The sequence below is a fragment of the Bacillus sp. FSL K6-1366 genome (assembly GCF_037976695.1).
GTDB classification, from domain to species: Bacteria; Bacillota; Bacilli; order Bacillales; family Bacillaceae; genus Bacillus; species Bacillus subtilis.
On sequence record NZ_CP150268.1, the window covers coordinates 124,570 to 143,110 of the forward strand.

The 18,541-nt window shown below is 43.1% G+C and carries 14 protein-coding genes and 1 tRNA gene; 4 read left to right on the forward strand and 11 right to left on the reverse strand.

Annotated features, from left to right (window positions below):
- Positions 1-3: 3 nt before the first annotated feature.
- Both galM and MHI44_RS00535 read right to left on the reverse strand, forming a co-directional pair.
- Complete coding sequence (gene galM / locus MHI44_RS00530; RefSeq protein ID WP_080529381.1) at positions 4-981, reverse strand: aldose 1-epimerase; 978 nt, start codon at positions 979-981, stop codon at positions 4-6.
- Positions 982-1,114: 133 nt separating this feature from the next.
- A complete protein-coding gene (locus tag MHI44_RS00535; RefSeq protein WP_004399508.1) occupies positions 1,115-2,506 on the reverse strand; it encodes an MATE family efflux transporter in 1,392 nt (463 codons plus the stop codon).
- A gap of 285 nt (positions 2,507-2,791) precedes the next feature.
- Here MHI44_RS00535 and iseA point away from each other — a divergent pair, with 285 nt between their 5' ends.
- A complete protein-coding gene (iseA, locus tag MHI44_RS00540) occupies positions 2,792-3,337 on the forward strand; it encodes a DL-endopeptidase inhibitor IseA (RefSeq protein ID WP_004399558.1) in 546 nt (181 codons plus the stop codon).
- A 93-nt stretch (positions 3,338-3,430) separates the two neighbouring features.
- Here iseA and MHI44_RS00545 read toward each other — a convergent pair.
- The 3 genes from MHI44_RS00545 to MHI44_RS00555 all read right to left on the reverse strand — a co-directional run bounded on the left by MHI44_RS00545 (position 3,431) and on the right by MHI44_RS00555 (position 4,647).
- A tRNA-Arg gene (locus MHI44_RS00545) sits at positions 3,431-3,503 on the reverse strand.
- A gap of 52 nt (positions 3,504-3,555) precedes the next feature.
- On the reverse strand, positions 3,556-4,101 hold the full coding sequence (locus MHI44_RS00550) for a site-specific integrase (RefSeq protein WP_003231473.1): 546 nt from the start codon (positions 4,099-4,101) through the stop codon (positions 3,556-3,558).
- 315 nt (positions 4,102-4,416) lie between these two features.
- Positions 4,417-4,647: an excisionase family DNA-binding protein gene (locus MHI44_RS00555; protein ID WP_003231472.1), complete on the reverse strand. Its 231-nt coding sequence runs from the start codon at positions 4,645-4,647 to the stop codon at positions 4,417-4,419.
- 184 nt (positions 4,648-4,831) lie between these two features.
- On the opposite strand from MHI44_RS00555, the gene ggt reads away from it, so the two are divergent.
- Complete coding sequence (gene ggt, locus MHI44_RS00560) at positions 4,832-6,595, forward strand: gamma-glutamyltransferase (protein WP_181217109.1); 1,764 nt, start codon at positions 4,832-4,834, stop codon at positions 6,593-6,595.
- Between the two features lie 101 nt (positions 6,596-6,696).
- Here the strand turns inward: ggt and yofA are convergent, their stop codons facing one another.
- Entirely contained in the window at positions 6,697-7,554 is an 858-nt protein-coding gene (gene yofA, locus MHI44_RS00565) for a LysR family transcriptional regulator YofA (RefSeq protein ID WP_014479970.1), read from the reverse strand.
- A gap of 127 nt (positions 7,555-7,681) precedes the next feature.
- On the opposite strand from yofA, the gene MHI44_RS00570 reads away from it, so the two are divergent.
- Positions 7,682-8,671: a zinc-binding dehydrogenase gene (locus MHI44_RS00570; protein WP_339202655.1), complete on the forward strand. Its 990-nt coding sequence runs from the start codon at positions 7,682-7,684 to the stop codon at positions 8,669-8,671.
- Positions 8,672-8,727: 56 nt separating this feature from the next.
- On the opposite strand, the gene gltD is transcribed toward MHI44_RS00570, so the two are convergent.
- Both gltD and gltB read right to left on the reverse strand, forming a co-directional pair.
- Positions 8,728-10,209 (reverse strand): glutamate synthase small subunit, encoded by a 1,482-nt coding sequence (gene gltD / locus MHI44_RS00575; protein WP_014479972.1) that lies wholly within the window; start codon positions 10,207-10,209, stop codon positions 8,728-8,730.
- Positions 10,210-10,225: 16 nt separating this feature from the next.
- Entirely contained in the window at positions 10,226-14,788 is a 4,563-nt protein-coding gene (gltB, locus tag MHI44_RS00580) for a glutamate synthase large subunit (protein WP_339202657.1), read from the reverse strand.
- A 146-nt stretch (positions 14,789-14,934) separates the two neighbouring features.
- On the opposite strand from gltB, the gene gltC reads away from it, so the two are divergent.
- Complete coding sequence (gene gltC / locus MHI44_RS00585) at positions 14,935-15,837, forward strand: glutamate biosynthesis transcriptional regulator GltC (protein WP_004399246.1); 903 nt, start codon at positions 14,935-14,937, stop codon at positions 15,835-15,837.
- 51 nt (positions 15,838-15,888) lie between these two features.
- On the opposite strand, the gene proB is transcribed toward gltC, so the two are convergent.
- From proB to rtp, 3 genes are all read right to left on the reverse strand, one after another.
- Positions 15,889-17,004: a glutamate 5-kinase gene (gene proB / locus MHI44_RS00590; protein WP_042975927.1), complete on the reverse strand. Its 1,116-nt coding sequence runs from the start codon at positions 17,002-17,004 to the stop codon at positions 15,889-15,891.
- Positions 17,001-17,894 carry a pyrroline-5-carboxylate reductase gene (gene proC, locus MHI44_RS00595; protein ID WP_010886524.1) on the reverse strand — a complete coding sequence of 298 codons (894 nt, stop codon included), beginning with the start codon at positions 17,892-17,894 and terminating at the stop codon, positions 17,001-17,003. The genes proB and proC overlap by 4 nt, the downstream gene beginning before the upstream one ends.
- 147 nt (positions 17,895-18,041) lie before the next feature.
- Positions 18,042-18,410, reverse strand: a complete 369-nt coding sequence (gene rtp / locus MHI44_RS00600; protein WP_003220337.1) for a replication termination protein — start codon at positions 18,408-18,410, stop codon at positions 18,042-18,044.
- Positions 18,411-18,541: the final 131 nt, after the last annotated feature.

The window sequence follows — 18,541 nt, forward strand, 5'->3', positions numbered from 1 at the left end:
TGGCTATTGATGATTCAGTTCAATGGTGATACTGCTTTTAGCTGTCGTTTCTTCTCCCGGCTCCAGCACTTGTAAACCAGTGAGTGACGAAGGTAAATCAAGATTCACAGCGTTTGTCACCCATGTGTAAGGCTCAGGGCATAAGTACCCTTGTTTTCCGTCCGCATTGTATACAACCCAATGTTTAAACTGTTCATCTGCCTTATAAATAATGCTGATATGTGCATGCTGATGATAAATGACTGCCTGGTTTTCTCCGCCCCTCTTCTGATAGGAAGATAAAAAGACATCATCCAGCTGCTTGTGGCGCAAATCCATTCCTTCATGCAAAGCTTCTTTATTCGGTACATCCATCAGTTTCCCGGTCGGCAGCAGGCGTTCATCCAACTCCCATTGCTGATCTGCTGTCAGGGAGAATAACGAGCTTTCTGCCGGAAACACAAATGTAGTATGATACCCAATTCCCCAAGGAAACGCTTCCTTTCCTTTGTTCATGACCGTCGCATGTTTAAATAGGGTATTCTCCTTGATCGTGTATGTCATCCGAACGACGGCATGATGAGGAAATTGCTTCTGCACATGGGGAAGCTCAGAAAGATCAATTTCTGTTTCAACAATCACTCCTTCATCAGTTTGCTTCGTGGTCACGACATTCCACTTTTCATGGTAAAGAAACCCATGAAGATGGTTGTGTTTATCCTTCTCGTTGATATCAAAATGATACGTTCTGCCCCGGAAACTGAATGTACCGTCACTTATGCGGTTAGGCGGGAACAGGATTGGAATGCCATACAATGTTGGTGTGTCGTGAAAACTTTCTGCTGTTTCCGGTTCACGCAAAAGCTGGACTTTTGTTGTTTTGTCCACGAGAGAAATGACGTTGCTCCCCCACTCAGGGACAACAATCATTTCTAGATGTTCGTTGCCCGCTTTGATGGCCGGCGTTCCCAAATACGTGATTTTCTCAATAAAGTTTGCCATGTTTACTCAACCTCTCCTTGATTCATTGCTAGTATAAGAATTCAATGTACTGTACCATATTTCCTCCATTTTATATTTTCCCCTATCAAATAAAAAAACACCGTTCAAACTTATGAACGGTGTGATTCGGAGGCTATTGGATGAGACGTGTGATTTGTTTCTTTTTCCAGACGAATTGATAATACCCATAAATCAACAGCAAGCTGACGGCAAACGCAGCTGGATAACCAACCCAGACGCCGAGTATTTCAAGCTTTGTATAGTGAGAAAGGACGAAAGCGACAGGCACCTCTACTCCCCAGATTGCAAAAATACTGATGACGGTCGGCCATAAAACTGTTCCGCTTGCCCGCATCGTTGCAGAAATAATTTGGGCATTTCCAAACAGCAAATAACTCCACAATGTAATCATCAAAAGACGGTGTGCAATGTAAAGCGTCTCTTGCTCGGTTAAAAATAACGACAAAATCTGATGTGAAAAAACATAGATCAGAATGATCAGTACGCCGCCAATGATATAATTCAGCCAAATCCCCACGCGAATGACCTGCTTTAAGCGGTCAAACTCGTTTGCCCCAATCGATTGCGCAGCGAAAATAGAAACCGCAATACCAAGGCTGACGGCCGGCATCTGTACATAGCTGGCCACCTGGTTGACCACTCCGTATGCAGCTGTTGCATTAGAGCCGTAATGATTGACGAATGAAATAACCGCTATCTCTGATAATGAGACAAGAATCATATTGATGCTTGCTGGGACCCCAAGACGCAGCAGGAGAACCAGCAGTTCCTTATCCATTTTCAAATAACGACGCACTGTTTTATCAAATTGCAGCGGGTGTTTTCGCTTTCGTAAATACACCATTAACACGAGAAAAGTCGCAATCGTGGAAATGACAGTTGCATATGCCGAGCCGTATATGCCCAGTTTCGGAAAACCAAACATGCCAAGGATTAAAACAGGCAAAAGCGCGATGTTGATGACCGTGCTCACAATCAGCGTATAAAACGGTGTCTTAGAATCCCCTGTTCCGCGCAAAAAGGTAGTATATGCAAAATATAAAAACATAAACGGCATAGCATAAAATAAAATACGTGCATAGTTAGCGCTGACATGAATGACATTTTCAGGCGTGCCCATTAAACGAAGGATATCCAGGGTGAAAATACTGCCGATGACGGCTAACACAACGCCTAATAAAAATGTAAACGTGAGCGTCGTCCCGACAACAGCCTTTAGCCGTTCCTCATTTTTCGCTCCGTAAGCTTGTCCGATCAGAATCGAACTACCTGAACCGATCCCAATCGTAAATGAGATTAAAAGAAAAAATAACGGGAAAAAGGATGATACAGCTGCCACTGCATCAACACCGAGCCATCTGCCTACAGCCATCATCCCGACTAGCTGGCCGACTGATTGCAGCACATTGCTCAGCAGAAGCGGCACTAAAAAGAGTGACATCGACCGCCAAACTGATGGTTTGCTTTTCTTTTGAGTTACAAGAGGTTCTTGTGATGTTTCCATATTAAAGGACTCCTTTATTTGAAATCGTTTTTAAACATGCCCTCATTTTTTGACAAAAACAGGATATGCAACATGTTATTATTCATCACTGCACATATGAAACCCTTCCCGATTCTTCTAATTTTACACATCTTTTTAGCTTATGAAGAATAAACTAGCAAGTAATGGCGTATTTTTTGTGAGTAAAAGAATAAAAAATAATTTATGCAAAAGTATTGTAATCTATCCGTAATTATTGTAACATTTGTAACATAAGAGAAAGAGATTTTGAAGGAGAGAGCGATAATGAAAAAATGTCTTCTATTTCTAACAACCATTGCACTTATTCTGTCATTAAGCACAAATGCATTTGCGAAAAATACATCAGGCGATTTATCACAAAAACAAGCATTACAGTTGGCATTATCCGCTAGAGAACATTTTTGGAACACCATGAGCGGCCACAATCCGAAGGTGAAAAAAGCAGTTTGCCCATCAGGCACATTCGAGTATCAAAATCTTCAATATGTATACATGTGCAGTGATCTAGGCACTAAAGCAAAAGCGGTGAATTATTTAACTCCTATTTTTACAAAAACAGCAATCGAAAAAGGCTTTAAAGATTATCATTTCACTGTTTCAAAAGGAAAACTTGCTGTTCCAATCGGTGACGGAGACAATCTTTTGAATTGGAAAAAATCAACTGCTAAACTGATCTCTAAAAAAGGCAGCACAATCACATACGAATTTACCGTCCCTACATTAGACGGATCCCCTTCTGCAAAACGGAAAGTGACATTTGTGAAAGAAAATAAAAAATGGAAAGTCAATCAATTTGACGCAGTTATATAAGAAAAACGCCCGGGATAAGCGGGCGTTTTTTATTTGGTCTGCATAAAGAAAGACAACAGGCGAAAAGTGCCTGTTGTCTTTTTGTGAATATAACGCTCTAGGAGAGATTCGAACTCCCGACCTGCAGTTTAGGAAACTGCTGCACTATCCGCTGTGCTACTAGAGCTTTTGGTATTTATATAGTAGCTCTGATGATCAATATTTTCAAGCGATTTGTATTAAAGCCCTCCAAAAACCTTATATGCGGCTCTAGTTGTATCTTCATCAATACCGATATACCGCATTGTAATTGATGGTGATGAATGATTCAGTATTCTCTGCAGCTCGGCGATGTCTTTCGTTCGCTGATAAAAATGATAGCCAAACGTTTTCCGGAGTGTATGCGTCCCTATCTCCTCAAGTCCGCACGCCGCAGCGGCCTCTCTTAAAATTCTGTAGGCCTGAATGCGGGAAATCGGCTTCCTGGTCCGCACTGATTTAAAAAGATATTCGTTTTCCTTCATGTCTTTCGTATACTCGTATATTTCCTGTTTCAGCGATTCTAAAATAAGAATCTTTCTTTTCTTTTTCGTTTTGCTTTCAGTCGCCCATAAATGATCTTTATTTTGAACGTCCTTCACTTGCAGCGGCAGAATATCAGAAATGCGGAGCGCGCTGTTGATGCCGAAAATAAACAGAAAATAATCCCGCTTGTTTTTGTTAAGCAAATACTGTTTGACTTCTTGGATTTTCTCTAGACTGCGAATCGGCTGTACAATATGCATCAAAAAACTCCTTAAAAACCGTTATGTAACGTTTTGAGGTCTATGTTACTATTATAGCTGAAAAACGTTGAATGTCAAAGTGCGGCGGCGTTTATGTAACATAATATACATAGTGTTACATAAGCTTTTAAAAAAGCTTCTTAAAACCTTCACCCTATAAAATAAGCTTTAAAGCCTCTTATAAAGCTTTTAACCTCTTGGATACTTATCCCCCTACTAATCCTCAAAAATCCTCTTAAAACGAAATCTGACGCTCCTAATTTTCTAGAGCTTCCGCAAAAATATACAAAAAAAGACACAATTTCAAATTGTGTCCTAATCCTCATCCTTTACATCAATATCTTCCGGGATTGGTTCATTTAATATTTCCTGCACAAGTGCTTTGTAATTCTCCAGCTGTTCGAGATGCGTTTTGAACTGCTCTTTATAAATCAAAAATTGCTCTCCGTCATGAACGGCTCTGATTTTCCCTTCGAGCACCAAGCTTTTAATATAATCCTCTGAAAGATTTGTATATTCTGCTGTTTCTTCAATCGTTAAATACATATAGCAGTCCCTTCTTAATCCGTATGCTGATTCTAATATAGCACATGGCTCATATCAATATAATCAATTTTGCACAGAAAAACGGCATTATGCACTATATAATATACCATTTGTCACTTGTGAAAACGCTGTAATTTTTTTACGCTAAGATTGTAACAATACAGCTTCATATAGGAGGGAGAACATGAAAAGAACGTGGAACGTCTGTTTAACAGCTCTGCTTAGTGTTCTGTTAGTCGCTGGAAGTGTCCCTTTTCACGCGGAAGCTAAAAAACCGCCCAAAAGCTACGATGAGTACAAACAAGTAGATGTAGGAAAAGACGGCATGGTTGCGACCGCACATCCTCTTGCTTCTGAAATCGGTGCTGATGTGCTGAAAAAAGGAGGAAATGCTATTGACGCAGCGGTTGCCATTCAATTTGCACTCAATGTAACAGAGCCGATGATGTCAGGTATTGGCGGCGGCGGTTTTATGATGGTGTATGACGGAAAAACGAAGGATACAACGATAATCGACAGCCGTGAGCGTGCTCCAGCAGGCGCAACTCCTGATATGTTTCTGGACGAAAACGGCAAAGCAATTCCTTTCTCTGAACGTGTAACAAAAGGTACTGCCGTTGGTGTTCCAGGCACTCTGAAAGGGCTGGAAGAAGCCTTGGATAAATGGGGAACCCGTTCGATGAAGCAATTAATTACCCCTTCTATTAAACTCGCTGAAAAAGGCTTTCCGATTGATTCGGTGTTGGCAGATGCCATTTCTGAATATCAGGAAAAACTTTCACGGACTGCCGCAAAAGATGTATTTTTACCAAATGGCGAACCGCTTAAAGAAGGAGATACCCTTATTCAAAAGGATTTGGCTAAAACATTTAAGCTTATTCGCTCCAAAGGCACTGACGCTTTTTATAAAGGAAAATTCGCCAAGACGCTTTCTGACACTGTCCAGGATTTCGGCGGATCAATGACAGAAAAAGATTTAGAAAATTACGACATTACAATTGATGAACCGATTTGGGGAGACTATCAAGGCTATCAAATCGCTACTACTCCTCCTCCAAGCTCCGGCGGTATTTTCTTATTGCAAATGCTAAAAATCCTTGATCATTTTAACCTTTCACAATACGATGTCCGCTCATGGGAAAAATATCAGCTGCTTGCTGAAACGATGCATTTGTCATATGCCGACCGTGCGTCTTATGCAGGTGATCCCGAATTTGTAAATGTTCCTCTCAAAGGCCTGCTTCACCCCGATTATATTAAAGAACGCCAGCAATTAATCAACCTAGATCAAGTGAATAAAAAACCGAAAGCCGGTGACCCTTGGAAATACCAAGAAGGATCAGCAAACTATAAACAAGTTGAACAGCCGAAAGACAAAGTAGAAGGCCAAACAACCCACTTTACAGTTGCTGATCGATGGGGAAATGTTGTTTCTTATACAACAACAATCGAACAGTTGTTTGGAACGGGTATTATGGTCCCTGATTACGGTGTCATCCTAAACAATGAATTAACGGATTTTGATGCGATACCAGGCGGAGCTAACGAAGTACAGCCAAACAAACGGCCTTTAAGCAGCATGACCCCGACGATTTTATTTAAGGATGACAAGCCTGTCCTCACTGTTGGATCTCCTGGCGGGGCTACAATTATTTCATCCGTTTTGCAAACCATTCTCTACCACATTGAATATGGTATGGAATTAAAAGCAGCTGTTGAAGAGCCGAGAATTTACACAAACAGTATGAGCTCTTACCGTTACGAAGACGGAATTCCTAAAGATGTCCTCAGCAAGCTAAACGGGATGGGCCACAAATTCGGCACAAGTCCGGTGGATATCGGAAACGTGCAAAGCATATCGATCGACCATGAAAACGGCACCTTTAAAGGTGTAGCTGATTCAAGCAGAAACGGAGCGGCGATCGGCATTAATTTAAAACGTAAATAAATAAAAAAACTGTACTCGCTTCAAATGAGTACAGTTTTTTTATACACATCTTTAAAATAAAAACTGACAAACGTCTTTATTCTGCTAATGCACGTCTATCTTCATCTTTTCATTTCGTTAATCTCATCAAGAAATGTCTGAAACGCACTCGTAATAAAAAAGTCTTTCCTGTATATAAAGACGATCTCTAAGTCTTGATATGCTGGTGGCAGCTGATGAATCCATACATTTGTACGATGCTCGGAGCAGTCAACAGCGGACTTTGGGAGCAGCGCCGTACCCATCCCGGCGGAAACACCTTTTATAATAGCCTCCAATGTGCCAAACTCTATGATTTTTTGATTGTGTATGCCTGCTTCCTCTAGTAATCTTTTGACCCTGTCACGATGAGAACAGCCAGCCCCAAAAAAGAGCATCGGCTGCTGAAGCATGTCTTCTGCCGTCCCTTCTCGTGATGAAATCAAAACTAATTCATCATGGGAGACATGGAGTTGTCTAACTGCAGCGTGTTCAACCGGCCCATATACAAAAGCGCCATCAACTTTATGATCAAGAACCTGTTGAATCAAATGATGCGTATCAGCTGTGTTCACTGATAAATCCACTTCAGGAAAACGCCTGAGGAAGGATGCTGCATGCTCAGGCAGATGCGTTACCGCCATTGTTTCCAGTGATCCGATCCGCAAAGGCCCTTTTGGTTGCCTGCTCATTCGGGTCGATTTTTCAGCTTGGTCTAACAGCGATAATACTTGATCTGCATATTGTAAAAGATTTTCTCCTGCAGCAGTCAGCTTCATTCCCCGATTCGTTCGATGAAAAAGCCTGATATTCAAATCTTCCTCAAGGTTATGCACTCTGGCTGTCACATTCGACTGAACATAATTCAGCATTTGGGCTGCTTTCGTTATGCTTCCTTCGCGAGCAACAGCCTGAAAAATCTTTAAATCTCCGCTTTCCACGCGCTCTCACCTGCTTGCTATGATGAAAAGTGATATTGGCTATCATATTTGTTCATTTTACTCGAAGAAAACCGCTATGTAAAATATGTAAAGATATGAAAATACAATTAATGAGGAGGCAGACAGCATGAAAGCTGTAATTCACAACGGAAAAGCCGGTCTTCTGGGGTTATCAGTTCAGGACGTTCCATCAACAAAGCCTGGATACGGAGAGGTAAAGGTTAAATTAAAATCTGCAGGCCTGAATCATCGTGACTTGTTTCTTATGAAAAACAAATCTGAACAAGATCCTCACATGATACTGGGTTCTGACGGCGCGGGTATCATCGAAGAGATTGGTGAAGGCGTGAAAAATGTTACTGTTCAGACAGAAGTAGTCATTTTCCCGACATTGAACTGGGATTTGACAGAAAATGTTCCACCTGTACCTGAGATTCCGGGAGGTCCTTCGGACGGAACACTTGCTGAATATGTGATCATTCCTTCACAAAATGCAATCAAAAAACCTGCTTATTTATCTTGGGAAGAAGCGGGCGTTTTACCTTTATCCGCTTTAACTGCATATCGGGCTCTGTTTACAAAGGGGCAATTAAAAAAAGGCGAGCATCTATTGATACCCGGCATCGGCAGCGGTGTAGCAACCTACGCTTTATTGATGGCTAAGGCGATTGGGGCAACAGTAAGCGTGACCTCCCGCAGTGAGGAGAAAAGAAAAAAGGCGCTGAAATTAGGTGCTGATTACGCATTTGACAGCTACAGCAATTGGGATGAGCAGTTGCAGGGAAAAAAGGCGGATGTTGTTCTTGACAGCATAGGACCTGCCCTCTTTTCGGAATACTTCCGCCATGTAAAACCAAATGGCCGTATTGTCAGCTTTGGGGCAAGCTCAGGGGATAATCTCAGTTTTCCGGTGCGTTCTCTATTCTTTCCTCAGGTCAATGTTTTGGGAACCTCGATGGGAAGCGGTGAGGAATTTCAAGCTATGCTCGCTTTCATTGACAAACATAAGCTGCGGCCTGTAATTGACCGGATATATCCTTTAGAAAAAGCATGTGAAGCATATAAAAGAATGCAGGAAGGCAGACAGTTTGGAAACATCGGGATCGTAATGGAATAAAAAAAGAAACCGGCTGGCAGCCAGACCGGTTTCTCTTATATGATAATCCCCTTTATTTACGGAAGAACTGAACTCCCCATCAAATATCGATCCACTTCACGCGCCACTTCACGGCCTTCATTAATCGCCCATACGATTAAGCTTTGCCCTCTTCTTGCATCCCCTGCGGCGAATACACCATCGATATTTGTTTGATAATCCCCATATGCTGCACTGATTTTGTTATTTACTGAATCAACACCGAACTGTTTCAACAGCGGCTGTTCTGTGCCTTCAAAGCCGATAGCGATAAAGACAAGCTGAGCAGGCCATACTTTTTCCGTTCCAGGCAGCTCGCGGAACTCGTATTTTCCATGCTCATTTTTCACTTTTTCCATTTGGATGGTATGAAGCTCTTTCAGCTTTCCGTTTTTATCCGCGACCATTTTTGTCGTTTGAATGGAGTATTCTCTCGGATCTCTTCCGAATTTTGCTTCTGCTTCCTCGTATGCATATTCAAGCGTAAAGACGTGTGGCTGTTCAGGCCACATATTGTCATTCGTGCGGGCTGGCGGAAGTTTCGGGTGTTTGCCGAATTGGTGCACGCTTTTGGCTTTTTGACGCAGAGCGGTAGCCACACAGTCAGCTCCTGTATCTCCGCCTCCGATTACGATGACATCTTTCCCTTTGGCATCAATGAATTGCTTGTCTTTAAAATTAGAATCTAAATAGCTTTTTGTTGCAAGTGTGAGGTAGTCCATTGCGTAATGGACTCCTTTTGAGTCGCGTCCTTCAATTAAGAGGTCCCGCTGTTTTTGAGCGCCTGTGCATAAGATCACAGCATCAAATTGCTCCTTTAGCTCATCAGCTGTAATGTCAACACCGATTTCTGTGTTCGTGACAAAATCAATTCCCTCTTGCGTCAGCAATTTAATTCGGCGTTCTACAATGCCCTTCTCAAGCTTCATGTTTGGAATGCCGTATGTTAAAAGGCCGCCCGCTCTGTCTGAGCGCTCAAAAACAGTGACAGAATGCCCCGCTTGATTCAGCTGGTCAGCACTCGCCAGTCCGGCTGGGCCCGACCCGACGATAGCAACTTTTTTGCCTGTTCGTTTTTTTGGAATTCTAGGTTGAATCCAGCCGTTCTCAAATCCTTTATCGATAATGGTCCGCTCGATGTTTTTAATTGATACGGCCGGGTCTGAAATCGCTAAAGTGCATGATCCTTCACAAGGAGCGGGACATACCCGCCCTGTGAATTCAGGAAAGTTGTTTGTTTTCAACAGACGTTCCAATGCTTCCTTCCATCTGCCCCGGTAGACAAGATCGTTCCATTCAGGAATTAAGTTGTAAATCGGACAGCCGGATGTAAATCCGTTAATGTCCGCACCGATCTGGCAAAACGGTGTACCGCAATCCATACACCGCGCCCCTTGCCGTTTCGATGCTTCTTCTGAAAAAGGAGCAGAATATTCTTTCCAATCCTTTAAGCGAGTGAGAGGGTCCCGCTCCGCAGGTTTTTCTCGTTTGATCTCCATAAATCCAGTTGGTTTCCCCATGTTCCTCTCCCCTTCCTTACTGTACTACCGCTTGTTTTTGTCCCGATGCTGCTGTATTCTGCTTTGGCTTCGTGTTGGCCTCAAAAGCGAACATGATGGCTTCTTCATCTGATAAACCTGCAGCTTTTTGCTCTTCGATGCTTGCGAGCATTTGTTTATAGTTTTTCGGAATGACTTTGACGAATTTTTTCACACTGTCTTCCCATTGATCTAGCAGATCTTCTGCTTTTTGGCTGTTTGTATACGCAGTATGTCTTTCAAGCATTGCTTTGATTTGCTGGATTTCTTTCTCATCCTCTAATGATTCAAATAAAATCATCTCAAGGTTGCATTTGCGTTTAAACGCTTTGACATCTTCGGTCAGTACATAAGCGATTCCGCCGGACATACCTGCCGCAAAGTTTTTGCCTACATCACCGAGAACGACAACGCTGCCGCCAGTCATGTATTCACAGCCGTGGTCGCCAATGCCTTCTACAACTACGTTCACACCGCTGTTTCGAACGGCAAAGCGTTCACCAGCACGTCCGTTAATATATGCTTCTCCGCTTGTCGCACCGTAAAAAGCCACGTTGCCGATAATGACATTGTCATCCGAAGCAGAGTTGAATCCTTCTGGTGACTTGACGATGATTTTTCCGCCAGAAAGCCCTTTTCCGACGTAATCATTTGAGTCTCCGTCCAAATAAAGCGTCATCCCTTTAGGAACGAAAGCTCCAAAGCTTTGGCCGGCTGATCCGGTAAAGTGCAGCTTGATTGTATCTTCAGGAAGACCTTCTTCTCCGTAACGCTTTGAGATTTCACTGCCGGTTATCGTTCCGGCTACACGATTTGTATTATTGATTTCAATCGAAATATCAGCTTCTTTTCCAGATTCGATGGCTTCTTGTACAGCCGGGAGAATTGTTGTGATATCAAGCGATTGATCAATTTTATGATTTTGCGGCGATCGGAACGTCCGCACCCCTTCAGGCTGATAAAGAAGGGTAGACAAATCAAGCTGGCTTGCTTTCCAGTGCTCCTTTGCCCGTTCACTTACATGAAGTACATCAGTGCGGCCGATCATTTCATCAAATGTCTTGAAGCCTAACGCAGCCATGTACTCTCGAACCTCTTCGGCAATGAACAGCATATAGTTTACAATATGGTCAGGATCTCCCATGAACTTTTTGCGAAGCTCTGGATTTTGTGTCGCTACACCGACAGGGCATGTATCCAAATGGCAGGCACGCATCATGACACAGCCGAGTACAACTAACGGAGCCGTTGCGAAACCAAATTCTTCGGCGCCGAGCAAGGCAGCCATCACAACGTCGCGGCCCGTCATGAGCTTTCCGTCTGTTTCTAATACAACACGGTCACGAAGTCCGTTCAGCATTAGTGTTTGATGTGCTTCTGCAAGGCCAAGCTCCCACGGAAGCCCTGTATGTTTAATACTGGTTTTCGGAGAAGCGCCTGTACCTCCGTCATAGCCGCTGATCACAATGACATCTGCAGTCGCTTTGGCAACACCTGCAGCGATTGTTCCTACACCTGCTTTTGACACCAGCTTTACGCTGATTCTTGCGTCACGGTTGGCATTTTTCAAATCGTGGATCAGCTGGGCTAAATCCTCAATCGAATAAATGTCATGGTGTGGCGGAGGTGAGATTAATCCGACACCTGGCGTTGACCCGCGGACATCGGCAACCCATGGATATACCTTGTTGCCAGGAAGCTGCCCGCCTTCACCCGGCTTAGCACCTTGAGCCATTTTAATCTGCAGCTCATCAGCATTGACGAGGTAATGGCTTTTGACACCAAACCGTCCGGATGCAATTTGTTTGATCGCACTTCTTCTATCATCGCCGTTCTCATCTGGAACAAAGCGTTTGGGATCTTCTCCGCCTTCACCGCTGTTGCTTTTTCCTCCAAGACGGTTCATTGCGATTGCTAAAGCTTCGTGCGCTTCCTTACTCAAGGACCCGAATGACATCGCACCCGTTTTAAAACGTTTGACAATCGATTCAGCGGATTCAACCTCCTCCAACTTCAAAGGCTTGCGGTTTCCGTCAAATGCGAACAAGTTCCGCAAAAATCCGATGCGTTCTTCATCAGCCGCTTTTGTATACTGTTTAAACAGATTGTAATCATTTCTGCGGCACGCCCATTGCAAAGTATGAATCGTTTTCGGATTAAACGCATGATGCTCTCCGCCATTTCTCCATTGGAAGTCACTTCCCGGTTCAAGCGTTTTGCTGTAATCATCCTGATACGCTTCCCGGTGGCGGCGCTGTGCCTCTTCTGCAATTGTTTGTAAATCGATGCCGCCTAGCTGTGATGCAGTACCTGTGAAATAGCGGTCGATCACATCGCGGCTGATTCCTACCGCCTCAAAGATTTGGGCGCCTCTGTAGCTTTGCACAGTTGAAATTCCCATCTTGGACATCACTTTTACAACGCCCTCAGTAATGCTTTTTCCATATTTGCTAACCGCTTCTTCATAGCTGATATCCAAACGGCCTTCATCAATTTCCTGCTTGTAGGTCGCATAAGCGAGATAAGGGTTAATCGCATCTGCGCCATAACCGATTAACGCTGCAAAGTGATGCACTTCACGTGCTTCTCCCGCTTCCACAATTATGCTGACCTTCGTACGCAGCCCTTTGCGGATTAAGTGCTGGTGCAGTGCGCTTACTGCCAGAAGCGGCGGAATTGGTGTCAGTCGTTCGTTCATCTTTTTGTCTGATAAAATTAACAAACTTACGCCTTGGCTGATGGCTTTCTCTGCCTGTGTGAACATGTCCTTTAAACCGCGTTCAAGATCCTCTGAAAACAGCACATCAATTTTTTGGCTTTTTAAATCAGGATGAACAATCGTTTTCAATGCGTAAAACTGTTCATTGGATAAAACAGGTGTATACAGTTTAATCCGGCGAACATTTCGTTCACTTGGATGAAGAAGATCGCCTTCCGCACCGAGCCAAGTCATCGTTGAAGTGACAAGCTGCTCACGAATCGCGTCGATTGGCGGGTTCGTTACTTGTGCAAACAGCTGTTTAAAGTAGTTAAACAGTGATTGCGCTCGGTCAGAAAGTACAGCAAGCGGAGCGTCATTCCCCATTGAACCAAGGGGATCTTTGCCTTCTTTAATAACAGGAATTAGATACTTTTGGATATCCTCATATGTGTATCCGAATGCCTTCTGGCGAGTAAGAAGATCACTAAATTGTTCTTCTTCTCTTGACTCCGGATCAGGATTTACTTGTACAAGCTCTTCTTCAAGCCATTTTTGATACGGATACTCAGTTGCAATTTGTGTTTTGACTTCCTCATCGGAGATAATACGGCCTTCTTCCAGGTCGATTAAAAGCATTTTCCCAGGCTCAAGGCGGTTTTTATATAAAACGTTCTCCTGTTCAACTTCAATAACGCCTACTTCAGATGAGAAAATAATATAATCATCTTTTGTGACATAATAACGGGCCGGACGGAGACCGTTCCGGTCAAGGATCGCCCCGATTTGTTTACCGTCAGTAAATGAAATGGCTGTCGGTCCGTCCCAAGGCTCCATCAGGGAGCTATGGTACTCGTAGAACGCCCTTTTTTCCTTGGACATATGCGTATTTTCCGTCCAAGGCTCTGGAATGAGCATCATTGCCGTATGTGCCGGTTTGCGTCCAGCCATCACAAAAAACTCAAATGCGTTATCCAATATGGAAGAGTCACTGCCATCAGCATTGAGAATCGGCAAAATCTTGTTTAAGTCCTCACCGAAGCTTTCAGAAACAAATTGCTGCTCACGTGCTCTCATCCAGTTGATATTTCCGCGAAGGGTGTTAATTTCACCGTTGTGAACCAAATAGCGGTTAGGATGCGCTCTTTCCCATGTAGGGAATGTATTGGTACTGAAGCGTGAATGAACAAGCGCAAAAGCAGAAACGAATGCTTCGTCTTGCAGATCAGAATAAAATGCATCAACCTGTTCAGGTGTTAAAAGGCCTTTGTAAACAATGGTCTGGCTTGAAAGACTGGCAAAATAAAAATCAAGACCTTCCGTTACTCCCCAATTTTCAGCCTGTTTACGAATGACATACAATTTTCGTTCAAAAGATAAATTGTCCTTTAGATCAGAACTTGCGCCGATAAATACCTGACGGACAAACGGACAGCTTTTTTGCGCCACTGTTCCGATTTTTCCGACATTTACAGGTACAGTTCTCCATCCAAGAACGACTTGGCCTTCTTGTTCAATCAGTGCATTGATTTGCTTTTCAATTTTTTTTCTTTCATCTTCCTTCTGTGAGAAAAAGACCATTCCTACCCCGTAACGTTCTTTTTCTGGCAGATTGATGTCTTTGCACTCTTTTCTAAAGAAAGCATCAGGGATTTGAACCAGTAAGCCGGCTCCGTCTCCTGTATCCGGATCACTGCCTTGCCCTCCTCTATGGTCTAGCTGGCAAAGCATCTTAAGTCCTTGTTTGACAATGTCGTGAGTCTGCTTGCCCTTTAAGTGTGCATATAGGCCGATTCCGCATGCATCATGTTCAAATTCAGGACGGTAGAGACCTTGAGCTTTTGGCATTTGATTGTACGTCATAATTCCTCTCCCCCGATCAATTTCCGATAATACCGGTCATAAAATCTAACAACTCTATAATCATTGTAGGTTTTCAAAACGATATAAACAATATATAATTTAGATCAAAAGAATCTCAAAATGAGATAGATGGATGTGAGACAAACATGGAGCTGCGCCAACTGCGTTATTTTATGGAGGTGGCTGAAAGAGAACACGTTTCAGAAGCCGCTGATCATTTGCATGTGGCCCAATCAGCAATCAGCAGACAAATTGCCAATCTTGAAGAAGAATTAAATGTGACCTTATTTGAGCGTGAAGGGAGAAATATCAAACTCACGCCAATCGGAAAAGAATTTTTGATTCATGTGAAAACGGCGATGAAAGCCATTGATTATGCGAAAGAGCAAATTGATGAGTATCTTGACCCGCATCGCGGAACGGTAAAGATCGGCTTTCCTACAAGCCTCGCCAGCCAGCTTTTGCCGACTGTCATTTCAGCGTTTAAAGAAGAATATCCGCACGTCGAATTTTTGCTGCGCCAAGGCTCCTATAAGTTTCTGATTGAAGCTGTCAGAAACCGCGATATTGATCTGGCCTTATTAGGGCCGGTGCCGACGAATTTCTCTGACATAACGGGAAAAATATTATTTACTGAAAAAATTTACGCGCTTGTTCCATTAAATCATCCGCTTGCTAAACAAAAAACGGTTCATTTAATCGATTTGCGCAACGACCAATTTGTATTGTTCCCGGAAGGATTTGTACTTAGAGAGATGGCAATCGATACTTGCAAACAAGCAGGCTTTGCTCCTCTCGTTTCCACGGAGGGTGAGGATTTGGATGCGATCAAAGGGTTAGTGTCCGCAGGAATGGGCGTTACCCTTCTGCCTGAAAGTACTTTTGCTGAAACAACACCTCGTTTTACTGTGAAAATTCCAATTGAGTTCCCTCAAGTAAAACGGACTGTCGGAATCATTAAACCGAAAAATAGAGAGCTTGCGCCTTCCGCGAATGATTTTTATGAGTTTGTCATTCAATTTTTCTCTAAGCTGGAGCAGTATCAATAAAAAAAATGAACCCGAGCTTCTATATAGAAGCTTCGGGTTTTTTTCTGCAAATTAATTTACAGGTAAAGAAAAATCCACATGGCAAACAAATGCTTCTTGATCAATTAGAGCTCTATTTGTCAGTTCCTTTTTCTTTTCCGGTTCTTGAAGCTGTACAGAAGAGTAATTGACGATTCCAAGGCCGATTTCCGTCCCTTTTGAATCCATCAGCCGAACAACTGAACCGCTTTTGAATTTCCCTTTAATCTTCTGTACACCGTCTAGGTATAAACTCGATTGTCCGTTTGTTATTTTTCGTGAACAATCATCTGATAAAATCATTTCACCTTCCGGACCGGAATTAAAAGCGATCCATTGCTCCTTTTGATTCAACGGAAGCGTTCCTTCTGCTTCAAAATAGGTGCCTTCCGCCTGTTCATGAACGGCGTGGTATAAAATATCGCCAGCATCTGCCTGACCTAGGAAACCTTTAATGCCAGACGCCATTACGATTTTAAACGCATCAAGCTTAGAGCGCATGCCGCCGGTGCCAACGATGCTTCCAGTGTCACCTGCGCATGCTTCGATGTCAGGTGTTATTTCACTCACCCGCTGTATCCTTTTCGCTTCTGGATTTGTGCGCGGATTGCCGTCATATAATCCGTCTATATCTGATAAAATCACAAGCATATCTGCATCAATCAATCCTGCGACTTTTGCTGCGAGCGTATCATTGTCGCCAAACTTGAGCCGATTGACGGTAACTGTGTCATTTTCGTTTATGATCGGGATGATGCCGCGCTCGAGCAGTACATTCATTGTATTCCTGACATTGTTGTATCGATATTCATCAGAAAAATCGCTTCTCGTAATTAAAATTTGGGATGCGACATAGCCGTGTGCCAAAAACAGCTTTGAATAAGCCTCCATTAGCAATCCCTGGCCGATTGAAGCTGATGCTTGTTTTTCTGGAAGCTTCTCGGGCCTTTGGATAAATCCGAGCTTCCGATATCCCGCCGCCACTGCGCCTGAGGAAACCAAAATCACTTCATAACCGGCGTCTTTGAGTTTGACGACCTGGTCGACCAGCGCTTCTAATTTACGAATGCTGATTTCTCCATGAAGGCTTGTTAATGAACTGCTTCCAATCTTCACAACGACTCTTTTCATGCTTGTATCAGGCGTCACTTTATCACTCCTGATAGCGGCGCTGCAGTTTTTTCGATATCTTCGCTGATTTCCTTTGAACGCTTAGCCGCATGCTTTATCGCTTGAGAAATCGCTTCTCCGCCGCCGCTTTTTTTCAAGGCTTGCAGCCCCGCTGCTGTCGTTCCGTTAGGTGACGTGATATTATCTCTTAAGATCTCAGGATGTTCTCCTGTTTCCATGAGCATTTTTGCGGCACCTAAAAGTGTCTGTGCGCCGATGCTTCGAGATAACTGTTTATCGAGGCCCGCTTCCTCGCCTGTCTTTTCAATGAATTCCATTAAATAATAAAAATACGCGGGGCCGCTGCCTGCAATTCCGGTGAATATATCCATTTGATTTTCTTGGATTGTATAGACTTCGCCCATGCATCCGAGCAATGCTTCGGCCAGCTTCTTCAGGTCTTCCGACACATATTTGCCAAGGGCAATAGCTGTTGCAGAAGCGCCAATCATACTGGAAGTGTTGGGCATCACTCTGACAACCGGCTGTTCATTAAGCAATGATTGTTCAATAAAAGAGGTGGTTATGCCGGCAAGGACCGACAATATTAATTGATGGGGTTGAATACGTGATTTTAGTGATGACAGAGCGTTTTCGGCGTCTTTTGGCTTCATTGCCAAAATGAGCACATCCATGTCTTCAATACATAGTTGGTTCGGCAAGGCGCCTTTGATTCCATATTGAAGTTCAAGTTCAGTTAATCGCTCTGTATTGCTGCGGTTTGTAACGCAGATGTTTTGTTTCGGGATTTTGTTGGCACGAACGATACCTGATATCATTCCTTCCGCCATAGATCCTGCTCCTATAAAGGCTACTTTCTTTTGATCAAAGATCGGTAACATCTCCTTTGTTCGCTTTTTTGTTCGCATTTTCACACGTTTAAAATGTTACCACGTGAGGAAATGATGTCAAGTTTGAAGGTCATCATTGATTTGTATTGTTTCTTTTCGACAAATATGTATAATGAAAAGCAGAAAACACCCGGTTCACACTGCTGCGCCGGGTGTTTGTTTCTATTAAAAATTATCTGAGAGAGCTTTTTCAATCAGTTTTTTACAGCGATCCAGCTCTACCTTCAGCTGTTTTTTATATAGCTTGGCAGCTTCGTAATCTTTAAATTGATAGAGGACGACTTCCTGGAGCTTAGCCCCTTCTTTTTTTACTTTAATTTGTTTTAGTATCCCGTCATCAAGAAGCTCATGCAAAGACCGGTATACTTCTGTATGATTTGGTTTAAAACCAATCTCTTTAAATTCAGACCGAAGTACTTCAAGCAGCTTTAACCCATAGAGTCTCTCTTGCTCTGTCATCGTTATCATATAAAGCTTCAAAAATGCGCGCTGTTTCACTAAAAAGCCTGTTGAACTCCTTTTTTCTTCTTTCATCATATGCACTCCTTCTTCTGTCACTGACAACACTATGTACTAAATATTCAATTTTCTTTCATTGTTTTCCTTCTTTATATTAAAGACTGATAGTCCAGTCATTTCATGTTTACTGATTATAGTGTAGAGGA

What these genes read in the sequence shown, in the direction of transcription:
- galM (WP_080529381.1), bottom strand. Translation starts at nt 981, where the DNA reads ATGGCAAACTTTATTGAGAAAATCACGTATTTGGGAACGCCGGCCATC.
- rtp (WP_003220337.1), bottom strand. Translation starts at nt 18,410, where the DNA reads ATGAAAGAAGAAAAAAGGAGTTCAACAGGCTTTTTAGTGAAACAGCGC.
- gltC (WP_004399246.1), top strand. Translation starts at nt 14,935, where the DNA reads ATGGAGCTGCGCCAACTGCGTTATTTTATGGAGGTGGCTGAAAGAGAA.
- MHI44_RS00550 (WP_003231473.1), bottom strand. Translation starts at nt 4,101, where the DNA reads ATGCATATTGTACAGCCGATTCGCAGTCTAGAGAAAATCCAAGAAGTC.
- MHI44_RS00555 (WP_003231472.1), bottom strand. Translation starts at nt 4,647, where the DNA reads ATGTATTTAACGATTGAAGAAACAGCAGAATATACAAATCTTTCAGAG.
- gltD (WP_014479972.1), bottom strand. Translation starts at nt 10,209, where the DNA reads ATGGGGAAACCAACTGGATTTATGGAGATCAAACGAGAAAAACCTGCG.
- MHI44_RS00535 (WP_004399508.1), bottom strand. Translation starts at nt 2,506, where the DNA reads ATGGAAACATCACAAGAACCTCTTGTAACTCAAAAGAAAAGCAAACCA.
- gltB (WP_339202657.1), bottom strand. Translation starts at nt 14,788, where the DNA reads ATGACGTACAATCAAATGCCAAAAGCTCAAGGTCTCTACCGTCCTGAA.
- MHI44_RS00570 (WP_339202655.1), top strand. Translation starts at nt 7,682, where the DNA reads ATGAAAGCTGTAATTCACAACGGAAAAGCCGGTCTTCTGGGGTTATCA.
- proC (WP_010886524.1), bottom strand. Translation starts at nt 17,894, where the DNA reads ATGCGAACAAAAAAGCGAACAAAGGAGATGTTACCGATCTTTGATCAA.
- iseA (WP_004399558.1), top strand. Translation starts at nt 2,792, where the DNA reads ATGAAAAAATGTCTTCTATTTCTAACAACCATTGCACTTATTCTGTCA.
- ggt (WP_181217109.1), top strand. Translation starts at nt 4,832, where the DNA reads ATGAAAAGAACGTGGAACGTCTGTTTAACAGCTCTGCTTAGTGTTCTG.